The sequence below is a fragment of the Streptomyces sp. NRRL S-244 genome (genome assembly GCF_000717915.1).
Taxonomy (GTDB): Bacteria; Actinomycetota; Actinomycetes; order Streptomycetales; family Streptomycetaceae; genus Streptomyces.
The window spans coordinates 14,800-33,621 of record NZ_JOCX01000006.1 but is presented as its reverse complement, the minus strand read 5'-3'; the positions used below and the strand labels follow the sequence as shown (position 1 = coordinate 33,621).

Here is an 18,822-nt window from a genome sequence, read left to right as displayed (position 1 = left end):
GCCGCGCTACGCCGTGTGCAGCCAGACGCGGAGCGGGCCCAGCGGGGTGAAACCGTGGCGCAGGGCCGTGTCCAGGTCGTCCCCGGACTCGTAGCCGACGACGGGGAGGCCGGGCCAGAGGTCCGCGACCGCCGCGAGGGCGCCCGCCCAGGCCTCGTCGTCGGGGGTGCCGTCCGCCGTGAAGACGTTGGAGAGGCCGACGACCGCGCCCGTACGGTTGGCGGCGGCGCCGGCGAGGATGCGCCCGTCGGCCGCCCGGCCGGCAAGGAAGGCGATCTCGGGCGTGAGCAGGCCCGGGTGGAACAGGCCGGTGCTCTCCCCGCCGCCCCACGCCGTCTCCCAGGCGGCCAGCTCCGCGGCGTCGGCGACGCGGGTCCAGGCCAGGGCGGGGGAGGGCGGCGCGCCCGGAGCCGACGTGGCCGGAGCCGGTGCCGCCGGAGCCGATGCCGCCGGAACCGGCGCGGCCCCCGGCCGGTGGATCCACTCGGCGCCGAACAGCACCTCGAACCCCGCCGGAGCCAGGTCCAGCGCGGCGAAGCTGTCCTTGACCGAGCAGCCCGGGGACTTGGTGTCCATCCCGGCCACCAGTGCGTCCGCCGAGGCCTCCCGGGTCAGGGTCACGCCGTCGGGGTAGTACGGCGGGGTGCGGCGCGCGCTGGTCCACGCGTCGGCCGCGAACGTGCCTCCGCCGCTGACCGCCGCGCACCACTCGGCGTTGTTGTGTACCGCCGCGCGCAGCAGTTCTTCGGTGTCCAGGTCGATGATCACGCGGAGAAGCGTGCCACAGCTCATAGCCTGGGCGGATGTCATTTTCCGCGTACCTCCGCGAGGGCGAGCACGTCGGGCTGCGGCCCTTCCGGCTCGCCGACGGCCCCGAGTTCACCGCACGCGTGCACGAGAGCCGCCACCTCCACCACCCCTGGCTGGCCCCGCCGGCGACGACCGAGGAGTACGAGGCGTACGCGACCCCGCTCATCGAGGGCGCCGGCCGGGTGGGCTTCCTGGTCTGCGAGCGCGAGACCGGGGCCATCGCCGGCTTCGTCAACATCAACAACATCGTCTACGGAGCCTTCGACTGCGGTGCGCTCGGCTACGGCGCCTTCGCGCACGCCGCCGGGCGGGGCCTGTTCCGGGAGGCGCTGGGGCTCGTCGTGGCGCAGGCCTTCGCCCCCGGGGACGAGGGCGGCCTGGCGCTGCACCGGCTGGAGGCCAACATCCAGCCGGGCAACGCGGCCTCCCTCGCGCTGGTCCGCGGGGCCGGGTTCCGGCAGGAGGGGTTCTCGCCGGACTTCCTCTTCGTCGACGGGGCCTGGCGCGACCACGAACGCTGGGCGATCACCGCCGACATGCCCGGCGCGTAGCGCTCCGGCCAGGGCTTTGCGTAATCCTGACCGGTGGTGATCCGCGGAACCCCTGTGCACCGGCCGCCCCGGCGTGTTCCATTTCCTGCATGGCCACCACCGTCCGCCGCGCCGTACTGAACCTGCCCGCAGCCCCGTTGGGCCCCGAGAACCCCCTGCCGGTACTGCGCGCACCCGCCGACGCGCACACACTGGACGAACGCACGCGCGAGTGGCTGCCGCGCGACATGGCCCGGCAGATCGGGTACGAGCCGCTGCGCTCGCTGCTGCCCGTACGACTGCGGGACGGGTACCAACGGCGCAGGCAGGAAGGCGAGTTCGAAGCCGTCGTCATCGAGAACGCGCACCTGCGGGTCACCGTGCTGCCCGCACTCGGCGGCCGCGTCCACTCGCTCGTGCACGTACCCACCGGGCGTGAACTCCTCTACCGCAACCCGGTGTTCCAGCCCGCCAATTTCGCCCTCAACGGCGCCTGGTTCTCGGGCGGCATCGAGTGGAACATCGGCGCCACCGGCCACACCGCCCTCTCCTGCGCCCCGCTGCACGCCGCGCTCGTACCGGCGCCCGACGGGGGCGTGATGGTGCGGCTCTGGGAGTGGGAGCGGCTGCGCGACCTCCCGTTCCAGGTGGACCTGTGGCTACCGGAGGACTCGGAGTTCCTGTACGTCGGCGTCCGCGTCCGCAATCCGCACGAGCGGGCCGTCCCCGTGTACTGGTGGTCCAACATCGCCGTCCCGGAGGACCCCGGCACGCGCGTGCTCGCCCCCGCCGACGAGGCCTGGCACTTCGGGTACGAGCGCGCGCTGCGGCGGATCCCCGTACCGCGCTGGGAGGACGAGGACCGTACGTACCCGCTGCGCAGCGAGTACCCGGCCGACTTCTTCTACGAGGTCCCGGACGGGGCCCGGCCGTGGATCGCCTCGCTGGACGCCGGGGGGCGCGGGCTCGTCCAGACCTCCACGGCCCGGCTGCGCGGGCGCAAGCTGTTCGTCTGGGGCTCGGGGGAGGGCGGCCGGCGCTGGCAGGAGTGGCTGACCGAGCCCGGCACCGGCGGCTACGCCGAGATCCAGGCCGGCCTCGCCCGGACCCAGCTGGAGCACGTACGGCTGGAGGCCGGGGCGGAGTTCAGCTGGCTGGAGGCGTACGGACCGCTGGCCGCGGATCCGGGACCGGTGCACGGCCCCGACTGGGCGTCGGCCCGGTCCGCCGCGGAGGCGGCCCTGGCGGCCGCCCTGCCCCCGGAGCGGGTCGAGGAGGCGTACGAGGCGTGGCGCGGGGCCGCCGACACCGAACCCGGGGAGCGGCTGGCGGCGGGCTCGGGGTGGGGCGCGCTGGAGGTGCTGTGCGGCGGGCACGAGCTGCCCGGCACCCCCTTCCCGGAATCGGGGCTCGGCGAGGCCCAGGCGCCGTGGCTGGAGCTGTGGCGCACCGGTGTCTTCCCGGCCCCGCGGCGGGTGGCGCCGCCGGGGCCCAGCCTGGTCGCCCCGCACTGGCGGGACATGCTGGAGACGGCCCCGGCGGATCCGCTGACCGAGTACCACCTCGGCGTGGCCCAGTGGCACGCGGGCGATGTGGCGCAGGCGGTGCGCAGCTGGGAGCGCGGGCTGGCGCTGGCGCCCTCGCGGTGGCCGCTGCTGCGCTGCCTGGCGGTGGCGGACGCGCTGGCCGGCGACCCGGCGCGGGCGGCGCAGCGGTACGCAGAGGCCTTCGAGGACCTGGCCGAGGAGAGCCGGGGCGGCGAGACGTGGACGGCCGCGGAGTCGGCGCTGGGGCGGGAGGCGATGACGACGCTGCTGGCGGCCGGCCGGCTGCCGCCGGCGCGGGCGGTGTGGGACCGGCTGCGGCCGGCGCTGCGCGAGGAGGGCCGGTTCCGCCTGCTGGCCGCGCGGCTGCTGGCGGCGGAGGGCCATGTGGGAGCGGCCCGCCGGGTGTTCGAGGACGGCTTCGAACTCCCGGACCTGCGCGAGGGTGACGAGATCCTGTCGGAGGTCTGGTCCCGCATAACGCACCGGCCGCTCCCGGCCTCGTACAACTTCCGCATGCGCCCGCCGACGTAGGACCGGGCCGCGGGGCGGGGCGGGACGCGGGGCGGGGCGGGGTCGCGGACCCGGCCGCGGCTCAGGCCTCCGGCTCAGGCCTCCGGCTCAGGCCCGGGCCAGGATTTCGCCGTTCAGGACCGAGAACCAGGCGTCCGGGGACGCGGCCCAGCGGTGCCAGGCCCCGGCGATGGCGCCCAGGTCGTCCGGGGTGGCGTGGCCGGCGTCCGTCGCGAGGGACGCGTACACCGAGGCCGTCGTGCGGTCCGCCCACAGGGAGGACCACCACGCGGTCTCCTCCGCGGTGGCGTAGCACCAGGCCGTCGCCGACGAGGCCACCTCCGTGAACCCCGCCGCCCTCGCCCAGGACAGCAGACGGCGCCCGGCGTCCGGTTCGCCGCCGTTCGCGCGGGCCACCCGGCGGTACAGGCCCAGCCACTCGTCCAGGCCCGGCTCGGCCGGGTACCAGGTCATCGCCGCGTAGTCGGCGTCCCGGGCGGCCACGATCCCGCCCGGCCGGCACACCCGCCGCATCTCGCGCAGGGCACGGACCGGGTCGCCGACGTGCTGGAGCACCTGATGGGCGTGGACCACGTCGAAGGAGTCGTCCGGGAAGTCCAGCGCGTGGACGTCCGCGGTGGCGAAGGTGACCGCGTCGGCCAGGCCGCCGCCGCGCTGCCGCACGTACTCGGCGGCCTGCTCCAGGACGTCCCGCGCCGCGTCGACCGCCGTGACCCGGCCGCCCGGCGCGACCAGTTCCGCCAGGTCCGCCGTGATGGTCCCCGGACCGCATCCCACGTCCAGGACCGACATCCCCGGCCGCAGCTCGCCGGTCAGGTACGCCGCCGAGTTCGCGGCGGTGCGCCAGCGGTGCGAGCGCAGTACGGATTCGTGGTGGCCGTGCGTGTAGACGGCGGTTTCCTTCGTCTCTCCGGTGCCCATGAGCCGACTCCTCCTCGTCGTTGAAGCGATGTGATCACCGTAGGGGATCGGTTCGGTGGATGAGATATGTGTTTTGGAATGTGGACACCATCCTTGCGTGGCAGGGGCGGTGGGCAGGTCGGTGGCAGGGGGAGGGGTGCACGAGGACAGTGGGCTCCAGAGATCCGGTCCCCTGGCAGAGGACGGTGAGAGCCATGCCGGACACGCTGCTCGAACAGCACGCCGAGGCCCTGCGGCTCTTCGGAGAGCGGGTGCGCGCCGTCGAGGACGGCCAATGGGGCGCGCCGACCCCCTGCACGGAGTGGAACGTCCGCGACCTGGTCAACCACGTCACCGGCGAGCAGCTCTGGATCCCGCCGATGGTCACCGACGGGCGCACCGTCGAGGAGATCGGCGACGCGCTCTCCGGCGACGTGCTCGGCGAGGATCCGGCCGGCGCCTGGGAGCGGGCGTCGAGCGCCGCGCACGCCGCGTTCACCGCGCCCGGGGCACTGGACCGCACGGTCAGGCTCTCGTACGGGCCCGCGCTGGGCCGGGCGTACTGCGCGGAGCTGACCGCCGACTGCGTCGTGCACGCCTGGGACCTCTCGCGGGGCATCGGCGCCGACGACCGGCTCCCGGACGGGCTGGTCGAGTTCGCCCTCAAGGAGGTCATGCCGTACGCCGACGGGCTCGCGGCCAGCGGCTTGTTCGCGCCGCCCCTGGACGTGCCGGCGGGAGCGAACGCCCAGACCCGGCTGTTGGCCCTCGTGGGCAGGCGGGGCTAGGGCGTCCGCCGCCCGCCGCTCGCCGGGGACGACAACAGGCGTACCCCCGTGAATCGCCGTATAAAGGGCATGGCCGACCGGGTCGGCGGTAGGCGTACGGAACGGGGAAGGCAGGGCGAGGTGCCGGGGATGCAGCGCACGGTGGAGGGCCGCGGTCCGGTCCGCTACGGGCCGCCCGCGCCCCAGCCCGGCCTGCCCGTGCTCCCCGAGCTCACCGCCGTGATCGCCGCGGCCGCCGAGCGGTCCGCGCCCGAACCCCCGGGCGGCGGGGAGCCCGTACGCGAGGCCGCCTGCCGGCACTGGGGGCGGCGCGGGCTGCCCACCGCGCCGGAGAACGTGGCCGCCGGGCCCGGCGCGCCCGCCCTGCTGCTGGCACTGCTCGGCGCGTACGGGGGCGACGTGATGCTGCCCCGGCCCTGTCCCGCATGGTGGACCCCGCAGGTCCGGCTGCTGGGACGGCGGGCCTACCACGTGCCGACCCCGGCCGAGTGCGGCGGCATCCCGGACCCGTACGCCCTGCTGGAGACCGTACGGAGGGTGCGCGCCGAGGGCGGCGACCCTCGGGTGCTGCTGCTGTCGGTGGCCGACGACCCGACGGCTACCGTGCCCCCGCCCGAGATGCTGCGCGAGGCCTGCGAGGCCGCCGGGGACGCCGGGCTGTTCGTCGTCAGCGACGAGAGCTGGCGCGACACCGTCCACCGGCCGCACGACACCCTCGTCCTGAGCCCGGCCGAGATGCTGCCCGACCAGGCCGCCGTACTCCTCGACCTGTCCGGAGCGCTGCTGCCCGCCGGGTGGCCGGCGGCCGTGGTCCGCTTCCCCGGGACCCCGCGCGGCACCTGGCTGCGGGCCCGCACCCTCGACGTCCTCACCGCGACCGGGGCCATGGTCGCGGGGCCGGTCGCCGGGGCCGCGGCGTACGCGCTCGAGGAACCCGACGCCGTCGCCGGGCGCGCCTACGCCGCGGCGGCGCTGCACGGGGTGGTGGCCGCCGCGGCCCACCGGGAGCTGCTGGCCGTCGGCGCGTTCGCCCGGCCGCCGCAGGCCGGGCGCCACCTGTACGCCGACCTGACCCCGCTGCGCGCCGGGCTGGCCCGCCAGGGGGTCCGCGACGCGATGGAACTGGAGGACTACCTGGGCGGCCGCCTCGGCGCACCCACCCCGGGCGGGCAGCGCTTCGCCGACGAGCTCGGTGCGCTGAGGGTCCGCCTGTCGACGGGCCCGCTGCTCGGCGCCACTCCGGAGGAGCGGCTCGCCGCGCTCACCGCGCGCGACCCCCTCGGCCTCCCGCACGTACGGCACTCCCTGGACCTCCTCGGATCGGTCCTGGCCGCACTGAGCTCCTGACCTCACGACTCCCCGAATTCGTAACCTCCCGACTTCCTGACCTCCTGTCCTGCCCGACACTTCCGCCCGACGCGACGAGCCCGCTGCGCGGTGAACGGAGAGCTCTTGATGAGGGATCAGACGGAAACCCCCGCACCCCCCGCACCCCCCGGCCCCGCGCCCACCGGCCTCGCGGAATCCGCCCTGCCCGCTGCCGTCCGACCGGGCACCGGCCGGCGCGGAGCGACGCCGGGGCGTCCCGCCGCCCCGGCTCCCGCCTCCTGCCCCGGCTCCGGCCGCCCGGGTGCCGGGCCTGCGGCGCCGCGGCCGCTGGGGGAGGTACGGAGCTGGCCGCGCTCCTTCACCGACCGGCTGACCACGCCGCTGCCCGGGGTGCGGGCCTTTGCCCGGCTCGCGCGCGAGGGCGCGTTCCGGCCCGGCCCCGACGGGCTGCGCGGCATCCCCGACCTCCCGTACGCCCCCGCCCCGCTGCCCGCGGCCGGCCCCGGGGCGCTCTGCGCCACCTGGGCGGGCCACGCCAGCTGGGTGCTGCGGATCGGCGGGCTGACCGTACTGACCGACCCCGTCTGGTCGCGGCGCATCCTCGGCACCCCGGCGCGGATGACCCCGGTCGGCGTGCGCTGGGAGGAACTGCCGCCGGTGGACGCCGTGGTGATCAGCCACAACCACTACGACCACCTCGACGCCCCCACCCTCAAGCGGCTGCCCCGGCACACCCCGCTCTTCGTCCCGGCCGGCCTGGCCCGCTGGTGCCGGCGCCGCGGTTTCAGCCGGGTCACCGAGCTCGACTGGTGGGAGTGCGCGGAACTGGGCGGCGTACGGTTCGACTTCGTCCCGGCGCACCACTGGTCGAAGCGGTCGCTGCTCGACACGTGCCGGACGCTGTGGGGCGGATGGGTGCTGAGCGACGTGCGCTCCGCCGGGACGCCGAGGAAGGTGTACTTCGCGGGGGACACCGGGTACGGGCGCTGGTTCGGGGAGATCGGGCGGCGCCATCCGGGGATCGACCTGGCGCTGCTGCCGATCGGGGCGTACGCGCCGAGATGGTGGCTGAGGGATGTGCACGCCGATCCGGAGGAAGCCGTTCAGGCCTGCCGGGACGTGGGGGCGAGGCGGATGGCGCCGATGCACTGGGGCACGTTCGTCCTGTCGGCGGAGCCGGTGACGGAGCCGCTCGAGCGGGTCCGGACGGCATGGGCCCGGGCCGGGCTGCCCCGGGAGGACCTCTGGGACCTCCCGATCGGCGGCTCGCGAGCGCTCCGGCCGCCGTCCCGGTCCGGTGTCGCCGGGTGATGGGCTCGTCGTCCGGGGAGGGCGGCTACTTGCTGCGCAGGCTGCCGAGCGCGTCGGGGTCGTTCTCCAGGGCGGTGGCCGCCGTCTTCCAGCCGGTGTCCCCGGGGTGGAGGGCGCTGCGGAGGAAGGCCGTGGTGAGCCGCTGGATCAGGGCGACGCGCGCGGGGCTCTCGTCCGTCGTCTCGGCGACCTCGTATCCGGGGATGCCGCCGAGTGAGTGCTCGGCCCCGAAGAGGGTGAGCAGGGTCTTGTCGGCCGGGCTGTGGGTGTAGGGGTCGGTGAACCAGTCCGGTCCGCGGGTGGAGAGCGTGGAGTCGTCCTCGTCACCGGCGATGACGAGGGCCGGGGTGGTCATGGTGTCGAAGGACGGCTTCAGGAAGGGCAGGTTCTCGGCGGCGAACGGGGTGAGGGTGTCGCCCAGGCCGGTCAGGGCGAGCAGTACGCCCGCCGTGACGCGGGGGTCGGACATGTCCTCGCCGGGAACGCCGTCCGCGTCCAGGACGCGCGCCCCGAGCAGCGTGCTCGCCGTCTGGGCTCCCCAGGAGTGCCCGGCCACGGCGATGCGGCTGTGGTCGACGCGGCCGCCGAGGCCGGGTACGGCGGCTTCCAGCACGTCGAGTCCGTCCAGTACCTGCTTGAGGTCTTCGACGCGGATCCGCCAGATGTGCGGCGTGCGCGGGTCCTCGTGCGGGATGCCGAGCGTCCGGGAGTCGAGGTGGGTGGGCTGGATGACCACGAAGCCCTGGGCGGCCCAGTGGTCCGCGAGCGGGGCGTATCCGTTCATCGACCAGCCGAAGCCGTGCGAGAAGACGATGACGGGCAGATCGCTGCCGGTGGCGGGGGCGGACACGCGGACCTGGAGGTCCTCGCCGCGGCCGCTCGGGGCCGGCAGGACGACCGGCTTGGCGGATACCACCGTGGTGGGCGCGGCCGCGGACCGCGGCGCGCCGAAGGGGTTCGAGTCGGACATGGAAGTGCCTTCCGTCGGGTGTCTTCGCACTCGTGGTCCGGTGGCGATGGCGATGCCGGTGGCGGTGGTGGGCGGGCGGCCTGGAAGGCGGCACGCGGGTCTGCCATCATGGGCCGAACCGGAACCTTGCTCCGTTAACGATACGGAGCGCTGTTCCGCTTTGCAAGGCCGGTGAGGGAAGGAGTGCCGCGGTGAACGACAGCGGCCGGAACGTGGGCGGCGCAGCCGAGTCCAAGCGCAAGGACGCCCGGCGCAATCAGCAGACCCTGCTGGACGCGGCGGCGGCGGTCTTCGTCACCTCGGGCGTCGAGGCGCCCGTACGGGACATCGCGGCCAAGGCCGGCGTCGGCATGGGCACGATCTACCGGCACTTCCCCACCCGGGCGGACCTCGTCATCGCCGTCTACCGCCACCAGGTCGAGGCCTGCGCCGAGGCCGGACCGGCCCTGCTGGCGGCCGGCCCGACCCCCCACGCCGCCCTCGGGCAGTGGGTGCGGCTGTTCGTCGACTTCCTGGTCACCAAGCACGGGCTCGCGGCCGCGATGCAGGCCGACAACGCGGGCTTCGAGGCGCTGCACGCCCACTTCCTCGACCGCCTCCTGCCGGTCTGCACCGAGCTCCTCGACGCCGCCGTCGCGGCGGGCGAGATCCGCTCCGACCTCACCGCCTACCAACTCATGCGCGGCATCGGAAACCTCTGCATCGGCGCCGAGGCCGATTCCCGCTACGACGCACGCCGACTGGTCGAGCTCCTCGTCGAGGGGCTGCGCCAACGGCACTGACCCGGACGGCCCCGGGTCCGGGGTACGTCACCGGCTCCGCAGCCGGCGCCAGAGCGACGGCGCCCCGCTGATCAGCAGGGTCACGGCCACCGCCAGTGCCACGCCCTTCCACGGCTCCGGGAACAGGGAGCCGCCCAGGATCCCGATCAGGCAGTACGTCGCCGCCCAGGCGAGGCAGGCCGGGGCGTCGCCGCGGGCGAAGCGGCGCAGCGGGAGCCGGGCCAGCAGGCAGGCCAGCATCACCGGGATCCGGCCCGCCGGAACCAGCCGGGAGACCACCAGGACCAGTACCCCGTGCTCGTCCAGCTTCCGCTGCGCCTGGGCCAGCCGCTCGGGCGTCGCCCGTCCCCGCAGCGCCTCCAGCCACCGCGAGCCGCCCCGGGACCGCACCCCGCGCTGCCCCAGCCAGTACAGGGCCAGGTCCCCGGCGAAGGCGGCCACCGCCGCGACGCCGAACACGAGCAAGACCCCGAACGGCAGCGACCGCTGATGGAACGCCACCACGGCCGCCGTGCTCACCAGTGCCCCCGTCGGGATCACCGGCACCAGCGCTCCCAGCGCCACCAGCAGGAACAGCGCCGGGTACCCCACCGCCTGCCGGGTCGTCTCCGGGGGCGTCTGGCCGACCGCCGCCACCGCCACCCCGAGCCCGTGGCCGAGCCCGTGCCCGAGCCCGTGCCCCGTCACGGCAGCCGCACCCGTTCGCCGTGGCCGGGCACCCGTACCGTCACCTTCGGTGCCAGCTGCCGGGCCCGCCGTACGAACTCCTCGCCGGGCGAATGGAATTCGTGCGGCCGCACCGCGTCCAGCCCGATCGGCCAGTACGTCCCGTAGTGCACCGGCACCGCCGCCGCCGGCGCCAGTTCGGCCAGCGCCCGCGCCGCCCCGCCCGGATCCAGATGCCCCGGCCCCAGGTACGGGCCCCAGCCGCCGACCGGCAGCAGGGCCACGTCCACCGGCCCGACCTCCTCGGCCATCGCCGCGAACAGCCCGGTGTCCCCGGCGAAGTACGTCCGCGCCGAGCCCTGGACCACGTACCCGAGCGCCGGCGCGAGACGCGGCCCGAACGGCAGCCGCCGCCCGTCGTGCCGAGCGCTGACCGCCCGGACCCGTACGCCCGCCCGTACGCCGACCTCGTCGCCCGCAGCCACCTCCGTGACCGCCAGCCGCCGCGCCGCCGCGACCCGCGCGAGCCCCGGCACGGCCCGGCGCGACCCCCGGGGCACCAGCAGGCGGGTCCCGGGAGCCAGCCGGGCCAGCGACGGCAGGTGCAGATGGTCGGCATGGAGATGTGACACCAGCACCACGTCCGCCTCGGCCGCCTCCGGCGGGGGCAGCGCTCCGCGCCGCCGCCGCAGATGCGCGAGCCGCCGGGCGAACAGCGGGTCCGTCAGCAGCCGCACCCCGGAGTCCTCGACCGTGCACGTGGCATGGCCCCACCAGGTGATCTCCACCGGCACCCGGCCTCCCCGTCGCTCGTGCGTCCCCCGGCCCCTTGAAGCCTAGGGGGTGTCCTGGATCCTGCCCGGTCGATGTGCGTCGAATCGAAGCCCGCCGCCCCTCCTCCCGGGCGGCGTATCGGAGTAGGGTCGGGCGGCATGGATGAGCTGCGCGTGGCCGCTATCGCCAGCCTGGCCCCGCTCGAGGATCTGGACACCGACCCCTTCGCCGTGGACACCCGCAGCCAGCAGGCCATGTGCGCCCGCTGGGCGGCCGACCAGGGCTACGTCGTGACGAGGACGCTGCTCTTCTACGGGCTGCGCGCCAACCACTGCGGGCTCTGGTGCGACGTGGACGCCGGGCAGGTCGACTTGTTCGTCGCCCCCAACCGCCGGGTCCTGGCCCGCGCGCTGCGCTCCGTCGAGGAGTTCACCGCCGAGTGCGAGCGGCGCGGCGTACGGCTGGAGACCGCCGGGCTCGCCGAGCCGCAGTACACCTCCGCCATGAAGGCCGAGGTGCACCGCCGCCTGTCCATGCCGACCGCCGGCTACGACGGCACGTAGCGCGCGTAGGGCATCCGGGGCGCGTACGGCGCGTATGGCGCGTATGGCGCGTATGGCGCGTATGGCGCGTACGGCGCGTACGGCGCGTAGGGCACGTACGGCGCGTAGGGCACGCGGCTCCGCCCCGCGCTCCCGGCCGGCACGGTTCGTACCTCCGTGCGCCACCCCTGTCACCCGGCCCGCTCCGCCTGCCTGTGCGACGCTGGGTGGTGCGGCCGGGACCGCGGGCGGGGCGCGGATCCGGGGGAGACACGAGGCGGTACGGCGTGTGGCGAGGACGGTGGCGGACCCTGGGCAGCGCCCTGGTACGGGTGATCCTCGTCTGGGCGGTGTCCACCCTCACGATGCTCGCGCTGGCCGGCGTCCTGCCCGACTTCCGGCTCCAGTCCGGGGACGGCGACAGCGTCACCGAGATCGGGCTGACCGCCGCCTGGGGCGCCGGGGCCTTCGGCCTGCTGAGCGCGCTGGTGTGGCCGGTGCTGGTCCGGGCGCTGCTGCTGGTGCCCGCCCTGGTGCTCGGCCTGCTCGTCTTCTTCCTCAACGGCTCGCTGCTGCTGCTCGCCCTCAGCCTGATCCCGTCCGGGCGCGGCGAAGTCGCCCCGGAGACCGCCGTGGTGGTGGCCGCGGTCATGTCCGCCGTCGCCTCCGCGACCTCGACCGCGCTCGCCGTACGCGACGACGAGGCGTACCGGCGCCGGCTCTACCGGCTCGCCGACCGGCGCCGCCGGCGTACGCGGCGGGGGAGCGCGCCCGGCGCCGGCCCGGCCGCCCCCGGCCTGGTCTTCCTCCAGCTCGACGGCGTCGGGTACGAGACGCTGCGCCGCGCGGCGGGCAGCGGGCTGATGCCCACGGTGGCCGGCTGGCTGGACGGCAGCCACCGCATCACGCCCTGGCGCACCGACTGGTCCAGCCAGACCGGCGCCAGCCAGCTCGGCATCCTGCACGGGTCCACCTTCGACGTCCCCGCCTTCCGCTGGTACGAGAAGGACACCGGCGAGGTGGTGGTCTGCAACCGGCCCACCAGCGCCGCCGAACTCCAGCGCCGGGCCATCGCCCGCACCGGTGACGGCGGGCTGCTCACCCTCGACGGGGCGAGCCGGGGCAACCTGTTCAGCGGCGGCGCCGACCAACTGGCGCTCGTGCTGTCGGTCTCGGCGCGGCGGGGCCGGGCGAACCGTTCCCGCGCGGGCTACTTCGCGTACTTCTGCGACCCGGCCAACGCCGTCCGCACCGCGCTCTCCTTCGTCGCCGAGGTCGCCCGGGAGATCGGCCAGTCGCTGCGGGCCCGGCTGCGGGGAGAGCGGCCGCGGGTGGCCCGCGGCGGGCTGTACCCGCTGATCCGCGCCTTCGCCACGGTCGTCGAACGGGACGTCGTCGTGGCGGCGGTGATCGGCGACATGCTCGCGGGGCGCGCCGCGATCTACGCGGACCTGGTCGCCTACGACGAGGTCGCCCACCACTCGGGCCCGCACGGCCGGGACACCGACCGGGTGCTGGCCCGGCTCGACCGGAGCCTCGCGCTGATCGCCCGCGTCGCCGAGCACGCGCCCCGGGAGTACCGGATCGTGCTGCTCTCGGACCACGGCCAGAGCCCGGGGGAGACCTTCCTGGGCCGGTACGGGCTGACCCTGAAGGACCTGGTCCGCGCGGGCTGCGGACTGCCGGTCTCCCGCCGGGCCGGCCGTACCCGCAGTGGCGCCGAGGCCCGCGCGGCGGTGCTCGCGGCCCTGCACCGGCCGGTGGAGGAGGGGGTGGAGGCCCACCCGGAGCGGGGTCCGGACCCGGTGGTGCTGGCCTCGGGCAACCTCGGGCTGATCTCCTTCCCGGACCTGCCGGGGCGGGCCTCGCGGGAGCGGATCGAGCGGGCGCACCCGGCCCTGCTGGGGACCCTGGCCAACCATCCGGGCATCGGGTTCCTGCTGGTGGACGGGGAGGTACTGGGCCCGGGCGGGAGGGCGGCCCGCCTCGACGACCCCGGCGCGGCGGAGGAGCTGCTGGCCCGGTTCGGACCGGGCGCGGCGCGCGCGGTCCGGCGGACCGACGCCTTCCCGCACGTGGCCGACGTCATGGTGAACTCGGCGTACGACCCGCTCACGGGCTCGGTGCACGCCTTCGAGGAGCAGATCGGCTCGCACGGCGGCCTGGGCGGGGAGCAGGGGCACCCGTTCCTGATGTGGCCTACGGAGCTGTCGGATCCGGCCCCGGGGCCGGATCCTGGGCCTGGGCCGGACCCGGAGCCGGAGCTGGTGGGCGCGGAGGCGGTGCACGAGGTGCTGCGGCGCTGGCTGCGGGAGGCGGACGGCCCCCAGGTGCCGGTGGCTCCGCCGGTGGGCGGGTCCTCGGCGGACCTCGCGGGGCAGCTGGTGCAGGAACCCCTGCGTGGGGGAGGAAATGGCGGAAGCCTTCCTTCCGCAGGGGTGTCCGCGCGGGACGAAATCCGCTGATTTTGTGGCGCCTGCGCGCTGGTCAACCATGTGTTGACCCTGCCCAGCATGTGAGACATCCAGAGGCGCACCACCGATGACCAGCACCGCAACCCTGCCCGCCGAGGCCGCCGCACCCCCCGAGCAGGGCCCGGGCCCCCACGCCCGGCGCTTCGGCCTCCCGATCGCGACCTGCCTGGTCATGGGCAACATCATCGGCGGCGGGATCTTCCTGCTGCCCGCCTCGGTGGCGCCCTTCGGCACGATCAGCCTGGTCGCCTTCGGCGTGCTCACCGTCGGCGCCATCGCCCTCGCCCTGGTCTTCGGCCGGCTCTCGCAGCGGCTCCCGCAGACGGGTGGTCCGTACGTCTACGCCCGCGCCGCGTTCGGCGACTTCGCCGGGTTCCTCGCGGCCTGGAGCTACTGGATCACCGCCTGGGTGTCGAACGCGGCCCTCGCGGTGGCGGCCGTCGGCTACCTCACCGTGCTCTTCCCGGCCATCGGCGAGCACAAGGCGGCGATGTGCCTGGCCGCCCTCGCCGTGCAGTGGCTGCCGGCGCTCGCCAACCTGGCCGGCACCCGGTACGTCGGCGCCGTCCAACTGGTCGCCACCGTACTGAAGTTCGCTCCGCTGCTGCTGGTCGCCGTCGGCGGGCTGTTCTTCTTCGACCCGGCGAACCTGGGCCCCTTCCAGGCCACCGACCAGAGTCCCGTCGGCGCGGTCTCCGCCGCCGCGGCGATCCTGCTCTTCAGCTACCTCGGCGTCGAGTCCGCCGCCGTCAGCGCGGGCGAGGTCCGCGACCCCGCCCGCAACGTCGGCCGGGCCACGATCCTGGGCACCGCCGGCGCGGCCGCCGTCTACCTGCTGGGCACCCTCTCCGTCTTCGGGCTGGTCGCCCACGACAAGCTGGTTGCCTCCGAGGCCCCGTTCACCGACGCCGTCAACGCCATGTTCGGAGGTACCTGGGGCGGCACCGTCGTCGCCTGCGCAGCCGTGATCTCGATGCTCGGCGCCCTCAACGGCTGGACCCTGCTCAGCGCGCAGACCCCGTACGCCGCCGCCCGCGACGGGCTCTTCCCGAAGGTCTTCGAGACGAAGAAGCGGGGCGTCCCGGTGGCCGGCGTGATCGTCACCGTCGTGCTGGCCTCCGGCCTGACGATCTACAACTACACGGCGGGCTCGGACGGGGTCTTCGAGATCCTCGTCCTGGTGACCACCTTCACGGCGACCGTCCCGTACCTGCTCTCCACCGCCGCGCAGATCCACTTCCTGCTGTCCGGGCAGTCCGAGCGCGTCCACCGGGGCCGCCTGGTCCGCGACGGGATCCTCGCCGGCCTGGCCTTCGGCTTCTCGATGTGGCTGGTCGCCGGCTCCGGCTACGCGGCCGTCTACCAGGGCGTCCTGTTCCTCTTCGCCGGTGTCCTCGTCTACGCCGTGATGTCCGCCCGCAAGCGCCGGGCCACCGCCTGACCTGCGCGGTAGTTTGGAATGAGAGGACAAGCAGGGGGCACTAAGGGGTCGCCATGTCCGCGATCAGAGAGAGCATCGACATTTCCCGCAGTCCCGAAGACGTCTTCGACTACGTGACGGACCCCACGCACCTGCCGGAGTGGCAGGACAGCGCCGTCTCCGCCCGCCCGCTCGACGGCGGACCGCTCCACGTCGGTTCGAAGGTCGTGATCACGCGGCGCATGGGCAGGCGGGACTTCCCGATGACCATGGAGGTCACGGAGCTCGACAAGCCGCGCAGCTGGCACATCCAAGGCGTCGGCGGACCCGTCCGCGGCGACGTGCGCGGCACCATCGAGTCCCTCGACGGCGGAAGGCGCTCGCGCGTGACCCTCGACCTCGACTTCGAGGGCCACGGCATCGGCCGGGTGATCGCCCCGCTCGTCGTCAAGCCGTACGCCCGCAAGGAGATGCCGCGCAACGAGGAGAAGCTGAAGCACCTCCTGGAGAACTGAGGTGCTCCGGGGTACGCGGTGCGCCCGCACCGGGCGCGCCGCGTACCCCGTCGACCGACCTGACGGTTTAGTCGAGGTAGTCGCGCAGCACCTGCGAACGCGACGGGTGGCGCAGCTTCGACATGGTCTTGGACTCGATCTGGCGGATGCGCTCACGGGTGACCCCGTACACGCGGCCGATCTCGTCCAGGGTCTTCGGCTGGCCGTCGTTCAGGCCGTAGCGCATCGAGACGACGCCCGCCTCGCGCTCCGAGAGCGTGCCCAGGATCGACTGGAGCTGCTCCTGGAGGAACGTGAACGACACCGCGTCGGCCGGCACGACCGCCTCGGAGTCCTCGATGAGGTCACCGAACTCGCTGTCGCCCTCCTCACCCAGCGGGGTGTGCAGGGAGATCGGCTCGCGGCCGTACTTCTGGACCTCGATGACCTTCTCGGGGGTCATGTCGAGTTCCTTGCCCAGCTCCTCCGGAGTGGGCTCCCGGCCGAGGTCCTGGAGCATCTGGCGCTGGACGCGCGCCAGCTTGTTGATGATCTCGACCATGTGGACGGGGATGCGGATGGTGCGCGACTGGTCGGCCATGGCGCGCGTGATCGCCTGCCGGATCCACCAGGTCGCGTACGTGGAGAACTTGAAGCCCTTGGTGTAGTCGAACTTCTCCACGGCGCGGATCAGACCGACGTTGCCCTCCTGGATCAGGTCCAGGAAGAGCATGCCGCGGCCGGTGTAGCGCTTGGCCAGCGAGACCACGAGGCGGAGGTTGGCCTCCAGCAGGTGGTTCTTGGCGCGGCGGCCGTCCTCGACGAGGATCTCCAGCTCGCGCTTGAACGCTGGCTTGTGGTCCTCCTCCTCTTCGAGCTTGTACTCGGAGAAGAGACCCGCCTCGATGCGCTTGGCGAGCTCGACCTCCTGCTCGGCGTTGAGGAGCGGCACCTTGCCGATCAGCTTCAGGTAGTCCTTGACGGGGTCGGCGGTGGCGCCGGCCACCATGACCGTCTGCGCCGGGGCGTCATCCTCGTCGTCGTCGGACAGGACGAAGCCCTGGGTGCCGCCGGCCTTGGGGGCCTCCTCCTCGACCTCGTCGACGAGGTCCTCCGCGGCCCAGTCCTCGCCCTCGACGGCCGGGGTCTCGCCCTCGTCGGCGTCCTTGGCGCTGGTCTTCTTGGCCGCGGCGGCGGTCTTCTTCACCGCGGTCTTCTTGGCGGCGGTCTTCTTGACCGTCCGCTTCTTCGGCTCGGCGACGGCATCGGCCGTCACCTCGTCCTCGGTGGCCGCGGCCGGCGAAGCGGATATCGCCGCCGCGGTGGCGGTGGCCGCGCTGGTGGCCGAGGCCTTGCGCGCGCCGATGGGGCGCGGCGCGGCGGCCGCCTTCTTGGTCACGGTGCGGGCAGGCGCGGCGGCCGCCTTGCGGGGCTTCTTCGCGGCGGCCTTCGTGGCGGGGGCGGCGCTGACGTGCAGTGCGACACCCTCCTCGTCCAGGACCTGGTTCAGGCTGCGCAGGACCCGCTTCCACTGGTCCACCGGGATGCGGCCGGCCTCGAAGGCCTGGCGCACGTCGTCACCGTTGATGTGACCCTGCTCGCGGCCGCGCTCGACGAGCGCGACGAGGGCCTCCGATTCGGCGATCTCCGGAGGGAACGTACGGGACGGGCTGAGCGACACAAGGAGCCTCTCGTTGCGAACAGATAGGGAGTGGGCGGGACATCATCGCGCGGACTCGGGAAACAGACCCGAGGGGGGTCTGTATTCCGGGGCCGCGCGAGGACACCTGTCGGTTCATCGCATGCCCGAGTCGATTCGTTACGCGCTGAATTGAGTGACCTGCGCCACGCTGTGGGCGCGCAACCATTCGGCCGTGGATCCGTCCGCGCCCGCGCCGCCCTTCCCGTCAGCCCGTTTTGCGGGCCTCGATGAGGAAACGGGCGGTGTGGGCCACGAACGGGCCGTCACGTTCGATCCGTTCGTGGAGCTCGCGCAACCGGTCCCGGTACTGCCCGACCGTGAAGCCGGGCACCATCCAGATCACCTTCCGGAGAAAGTAGATCACGGCTCCGATGTCGTGGAACTCCGTACGCAGCCGCTCGGAGCGGAGATCCACCACTTCGAGGCCGGCCTTGGCGGCGTCGGCGACCGCGTCGTCGGGGTGCCGGCCGCGGCGGACCTCCTCCGGCTGGGGCCCCAGGAAGTACTCGACGAGCTCGAAGACGCTCGCCGGCCCGACCTGCTGCGAGAGGTACGTACCGCCCGGGCGCAGGACCCGAGCGATCTCCTCCCACCAGATGGTCATCGGATGCCGGCTCGCGACCAGCTCGAAGGCCTCGTCGCCGAACGGCAGCGGCGGCTCGTCGGCGTCCGCGACCACGACCGCGCCCAGCGGGTGCAGGAGCCGGGTCGCCTTGTCGATGTTCGGCGGCCAGGACTCGGTGGCCGCCGTCAGCGGGGGCAGCGGCCCGGCTCCGGCCAGCACCTCTCCGCCGCCGGTCTGGATGTCGAGGGCGGAGCGGACCCGGGCGAGGTGCTCGCCGAGCAGCCGCTGGTAGCCCCAGGAGGGGCGCTGCTCGGTGGCCCGGCCGTCGAGCCAGGAGAAGTCCCAGCCGTCGACCGAAACGGACTCGGCTTCCGCGACGAGGTGGTCGAAAGTGCGCGTCATGTCTCGATCGTCCCAGGCGCGGCGCCGGTGATCCACCGGTTTGACCGGATCCCTCACGCCGAGGGCCGCCGCGGACCACCGCGGACGCGGGCGGGGTCCATTAGAGTGGAGGCGGGCCGTGACTGGCGTTCGGGTGGATCACCACCGGGGAGCGGCCCGGCGTACGTCCGCACGTACGTCTCCTGCCGCGCGCCTGGGCGAACCGCGAACCCGCGAACCGCGATCCGCAGCGACGCCCAGGAGATCCCTTGACGACTGCCCAGACTGCCACCGCCTCTGCCCGGC

17 protein-coding genes and 1 riboswitch are annotated in these 18,822 nt (G+C 74.4%); of the genes, 10 read left to right on the top strand and 7 right to left on the bottom strand.

Annotated elements, in window-relative coordinates:
- Positions 1-6: 6 nt before the first annotated feature.
- Complete coding sequence (locus IF02_RS0109040; protein WP_051696025.1) at positions 7-792, bottom strand: hypothetical protein; 786 nt, start codon at positions 790-792, stop codon at positions 7-9.
- A gap of 11 nt (positions 793-803) precedes the next feature.
- On the opposite strand from IF02_RS0109040, the gene IF02_RS0109035 reads away from it, so the two are divergent.
- The gene (locus tag IF02_RS0109035) at positions 804-1,361 is read left to right on the top strand and encodes a GNAT family N-acetyltransferase (RefSeq protein ID WP_030155105.1); all 558 of its coding nucleotides are present in this window, start codon (positions 804-806) and stop codon (positions 1,359-1,361) included.
- Between the two features lie 89 nt (positions 1,362-1,450).
- A complete protein-coding gene (locus IF02_RS0109030) occupies positions 1,451-3,418 on the top strand; it encodes a DUF5107 domain-containing protein (RefSeq protein ID WP_030155103.1) in 1,968 nt (655 codons plus the stop codon).
- Between the two features lie 87 nt (positions 3,419-3,505).
- On the opposite strand, the gene IF02_RS0109025 is transcribed toward IF02_RS0109030, so the two are convergent.
- Entirely contained in the window at positions 3,506-4,339 is an 834-nt protein-coding gene (locus IF02_RS0109025) for a methyltransferase domain-containing protein (RefSeq protein ID WP_030155102.1), read from the bottom strand.
- Positions 4,340-4,533: 194 nt separating this feature from the next.
- Between IF02_RS0109025 and IF02_RS0109020 the strand changes: the two genes are divergently transcribed.
- From IF02_RS0109020 to IF02_RS0109010, 3 genes are all read left to right on the top strand, one after another.
- Positions 4,534-5,106 (top strand): TIGR03086 family metal-binding protein, encoded by a 573-nt coding sequence (locus IF02_RS0109020; protein WP_030155100.1) that lies wholly within the window; start codon positions 4,534-4,536, stop codon positions 5,104-5,106.
- A 129-nt stretch (positions 5,107-5,235) separates the two neighbouring features.
- Positions 5,236-6,453, top strand: a complete 1,218-nt coding sequence (locus IF02_RS0109015) for an aminotransferase class I/II-fold pyridoxal phosphate-dependent enzyme (RefSeq protein WP_030155099.1) — start codon at positions 5,236-5,238, stop codon at positions 6,451-6,453.
- A gap of 108 nt (positions 6,454-6,561) precedes the next feature.
- Positions 6,562-7,746 (top strand): MBL fold metallo-hydrolase, encoded by a 1,185-nt coding sequence (locus IF02_RS0109010; protein ID WP_234318139.1) that lies wholly within the window; start codon positions 6,562-6,564, stop codon positions 7,744-7,746.
- 25 nt (positions 7,747-7,771) lie between these two features.
- Here the strand turns inward: IF02_RS0109010 and IF02_RS0109005 are convergent, their stop codons facing one another.
- The gene (locus tag IF02_RS0109005; RefSeq protein WP_030155095.1) at positions 7,772-8,716 is read right to left on the bottom strand and encodes an alpha/beta hydrolase family protein; all 945 of its coding nucleotides are present in this window, start codon (positions 8,714-8,716) and stop codon (positions 7,772-7,774) included.
- 191 nt (positions 8,717-8,907) lie between these two features.
- Here IF02_RS0109005 and IF02_RS0109000 point away from each other — a divergent pair, with 191 nt between their 5' ends.
- The gene (locus tag IF02_RS0109000) at positions 8,908-9,498 is read left to right on the top strand and encodes a TetR/AcrR family transcriptional regulator (RefSeq protein ID WP_030155094.1); all 591 of its coding nucleotides are present in this window, start codon (positions 8,908-8,910) and stop codon (positions 9,496-9,498) included.
- A gap of 27 nt (positions 9,499-9,525) precedes the next feature.
- On the opposite strand, the gene IF02_RS0108995 is transcribed toward IF02_RS0109000, so the two are convergent.
- A complete protein-coding gene (locus IF02_RS0108995; RefSeq protein WP_030155092.1) occupies positions 9,526-10,140 on the bottom strand; it encodes a DedA family protein in 615 nt (204 codons plus the stop codon).
- 41 nt (positions 10,141-10,181) lie between these two features.
- Positions 10,182-10,958: an MBL fold metallo-hydrolase gene (locus tag IF02_RS0108990; RefSeq protein ID WP_030155090.1), complete on the bottom strand. Its 777-nt coding sequence runs from the start codon at positions 10,956-10,958 to the stop codon at positions 10,182-10,184.
- A gap of 138 nt (positions 10,959-11,096) precedes the next feature.
- Here IF02_RS0108990 and IF02_RS0108985 point away from each other — a divergent pair, with 138 nt between their 5' ends.
- The 4 genes from IF02_RS0108985 to IF02_RS0108970 all read left to right on the top strand — a co-directional run bounded on the left by IF02_RS0108985 (position 11,097) and on the right by IF02_RS0108970 (position 15,889).
- Positions 11,097-11,501, top strand: coding sequence for a hypothetical protein (locus tag IF02_RS0108985; RefSeq protein WP_030155088.1), 405 nt, complete (start codon positions 11,097-11,099; stop codon positions 11,499-11,501).
- Positions 11,502-11,767: 266 nt separating this feature from the next.
- On the top strand, positions 11,768-13,945 hold the full coding sequence (locus IF02_RS0108980; protein WP_078621971.1) for a phage holin family protein: 2,178 nt from the start codon (positions 11,768-11,770) through the stop codon (positions 13,943-13,945).
- Between the two features lie 76 nt (positions 13,946-14,021).
- Positions 14,022-15,395 carry an amino acid permease gene (locus IF02_RS0108975; protein ID WP_030155085.1) on the top strand — a complete coding sequence of 458 codons (1,374 nt, stop codon included), beginning with the start codon at positions 14,022-14,024 and terminating at the stop codon, positions 15,393-15,395.
- A gap of 53 nt (positions 15,396-15,448) precedes the next feature.
- On the top strand, positions 15,449-15,889 hold the full coding sequence (locus IF02_RS0108970) for an SRPBCC family protein (protein ID WP_030155083.1): 441 nt from the start codon (positions 15,449-15,451) through the stop codon (positions 15,887-15,889).
- Positions 15,890-15,956: 67 nt separating this feature from the next.
- On the opposite strand, the gene IF02_RS0108965 is transcribed toward IF02_RS0108970, so the two are convergent.
- Entirely contained in the window at positions 15,957-17,549 is a 1,593-nt protein-coding gene (locus tag IF02_RS0108965) for an RNA polymerase sigma factor (RefSeq protein ID WP_030155081.1), read from the bottom strand.
- A 226-nt stretch (positions 17,550-17,775) separates the two neighbouring features.
- Positions 17,776-18,537: a class I SAM-dependent methyltransferase gene (locus IF02_RS0108960; protein ID WP_030155080.1), complete on the bottom strand. Its 762-nt coding sequence runs from the start codon at positions 18,535-18,537 to the stop codon at positions 17,776-17,778.
- 108 nt (positions 18,538-18,645) lie between these two features.
- Positions 18,646-18,743: riboswitch (ZMP/ZTP riboswitch) on the top strand.
- Positions 18,744-18,822: the final 79 nt, after the last annotated feature.

Coding starts and splice junctions, on each gene's coding strand:
- IF02_RS0108960 (WP_030155080.1), bottom strand. CDS start 18,537: ATGACGCGCACTTTCGACCACCTCGTCGCGGAAGCCGAGTCCGTTTCG.
- IF02_RS0109010 (WP_234318139.1), top strand. CDS start 6,562: ATGAGGGATCAGACGGAAACCCCCGCACCCCCCGCACCCCCCGGCCCC.
- IF02_RS0109015 (WP_030155099.1), top strand. CDS start 5,236: ATGCAGCGCACGGTGGAGGGCCGCGGTCCGGTCCGCTACGGGCCGCCC.
- IF02_RS0109005 (WP_030155095.1), bottom strand. CDS start 8,716: ATGTCCGACTCGAACCCCTTCGGCGCGCCGCGGTCCGCGGCCGCGCCC.
- IF02_RS0108975 (WP_030155085.1), top strand. CDS start 14,022: ATGACCAGCACCGCAACCCTGCCCGCCGAGGCCGCCGCACCCCCCGAG.
- IF02_RS0109020 (WP_030155100.1), top strand. CDS start 4,534: ATGCCGGACACGCTGCTCGAACAGCACGCCGAGGCCCTGCGGCTCTTC.
- IF02_RS0108985 (WP_030155088.1), top strand. CDS start 11,097: ATGGATGAGCTGCGCGTGGCCGCTATCGCCAGCCTGGCCCCGCTCGAG.
- IF02_RS0108970 (WP_030155083.1), top strand. CDS start 15,449: ATGTCCGCGATCAGAGAGAGCATCGACATTTCCCGCAGTCCCGAAGAC.
- IF02_RS0109025 (WP_030155102.1), bottom strand. CDS start 4,339: ATGGGCACCGGAGAGACGAAGGAAACCGCCGTCTACACGCACGGCCAC.
- IF02_RS0109030 (WP_030155103.1), top strand. CDS start 1,451: ATGGCCACCACCGTCCGCCGCGCCGTACTGAACCTGCCCGCAGCCCCG.
- IF02_RS0109035 (WP_030155105.1), top strand. CDS start 804: ATGTCATTTTCCGCGTACCTCCGCGAGGGCGAGCACGTCGGGCTGCGG.
- IF02_RS0109040 (WP_051696025.1), bottom strand. CDS start 792: ATGAGCTGTGGCACGCTTCTCCGCGTGATCATCGACCTGGACACCGAA.